This window comes from Tahibacter caeni, from assembly GCF_024609805.1.
Classification (GTDB): domain Bacteria; phylum Pseudomonadota; class Gammaproteobacteria; order Xanthomonadales; family Rhodanobacteraceae; genus Tahibacter; species Tahibacter caeni.
Genome location: NZ_JANFVR010000560.1, coordinates 1 through 1826, shown reverse-complemented (window position 1 = coordinate 1826; position 1826 = coordinate 1). Strand labels below are relative to the sequence as shown.

The 1826-nt window shown below is 70.5% G+C and carries 1 protein-coding gene; it reads right to left on the bottom strand.

Annotated elements, in window-relative coordinates; all coding sequences use genetic code 11:
* Positions 1-154: 154 nt before the first annotated feature.
* Positions 155-1826 (bottom strand): peptidoglycan-binding protein (locus tag NON22_RS23765; RefSeq protein WP_257389460.1); only part of this gene is annotated, 1672 nt, incomplete at its 5' end.

Sequence of the window (1826 nt, the reverse complement as noted above, 5' to 3'; positions counted from 1 at the left end):
CGCAGGGCGCGGCCCGCGGCCGGGCGGCCGGCAGGGAATGCAGCGGCGCCGCCGCGGGCGAACGCAAGGACGCGGACGCCGCGCGTGACGCGCCGGACGACGTCCTGTCGGGCAGTGCGAGTTTCATCGGCATGCTCCTCCGCGTCGCCGCGTGTCAGCGTTCGTCCCGGCCGAGGTCCCGGTTGCAGTGGAAGATGCCCCGGTAGTTTTCCTCGTCCCGCTCGATGATGCCGCGCGGGAAACCGCTGGTCGGGTCGGGCTTGGACATCGGCGTGTACCAGGCCAGGGTGAACACGTTCGCGAGCACCTGGCGCGCGGTGCGGAAGCCTTCGCGCGGATTCTTGTCGCCGAGCCCGCCGCACCAGATCTGCACGACCTGCTGGCTCTTGCCGGGCGGCGTCCAGGTCAGCCGCTCGCAGGCCTCGAAGTTGTTGACCGCGCAATGGCCGTCGATCAGGCCGAGGCGCCAGTCCTTGTGGATCGGATGGCGGCGCACGCCGCCCTCGGAGATGCCGCTGTGCGGCCACGGCGAGATGATGCCATCGCGGTGTTCGAGGTCGGCCCAGACGACGACGGGCTCGGCGACGGCGTCGGGCACCGCGCTGCGGATGCCGAGGATGTGGAACACCGCGTCGGCGTAGCGCGCGACCGTGATGCACTGGAACGTGCCGGTCTCGATGTACGGCGTCATGCCCCAGACCGACACGATGTCCGGGCAGCTGATGCTCGTCTTCCGACGCGTCGGCGCGTCGCAGACGCCGTAGGCCGGGAATTCGCGGATCACCTTCCAGATGATGCGGTCTGCCTGCGTGATGTCGCTGCCGCTCGCGAACTGCATCGCCTGTTCGAGGCGTTTGCGCGTCGGCACGAACGGATGGTCGGACTTGATCTCGCGCTCGGCGTCGGCGACCGCACCGGCGGTCACGAACACGGTCGACATCGACATGCCGCTCGACCGCGTCGCAGCCGTCGAGATCGTGTCCCAGAACTGCAAGGCCTGCAGTTTCGCGAACTGCTTGCCGAGGGGCGCATCGGCGGCGAGGTGGACGAGATCGCGCGTCTCGCCCTTGCGGTGCGTGCCGGTGCCGGTGAGGGTCCAGCCGACGTCGCTGCTGCGCGCGCGGACCGTGTAGCTGCGCCCCGGCACGCCGCCCTGGATGTCGACCCAGGCCATCGCCGACATCGTCGTACCGCCGGTGACCGACAGCGGAATCGACTCGGCGATCAGCTCGCCCGGCGTGAACACGACGTGATACGGCGCATGGCTCCAGTCGGCGTAGCGCGCGCCGGTGTCCTCCCAGTCGACGTCGTTGTCGACGAGCTGGCGGTGGTCCTCGACGAAGTAGACCTTCTCGATCGTGATGACGGGATCGAACACGCGATCGAGCTCGCGCAAGGTGTCGCGGTCGGCGACGCCGGTCGGCGCGAGGCCGTGGTCGCGCTGGAAGTCCTTCACGACGCCTTCGGTCTCCTCGCCGTAGATGCCGTCGGCGTCGCCGGTCTTCGCGAACGAGATCGGCAGCGCGTATTCGAGCTCGCGCAGCCGGCGCTGCAGCGTCTTGACGCCGTCGCTGGTCTCGTACTTGCGCATGTCCGGCGCGTTGTCGAACGCCTCCTGCAGGCGCGCGTCGTCCCGGAGCTCGGGCGACTGCAGATCCTCGGCGCGCTCCTCCGGCGTCAGCGGCTTGCGCCGCACGACGTCGCGCGCGCGCTGCGCCGTATGGGCGAGCTCGTGCGCGAGCAGCGCGCGTCCGGCCGCCGAGCGCGCGTCGTACTGGCCGGCGCCGAACACGACGTGGCTGCCGACCGTGTACGCGCGCGCGGCG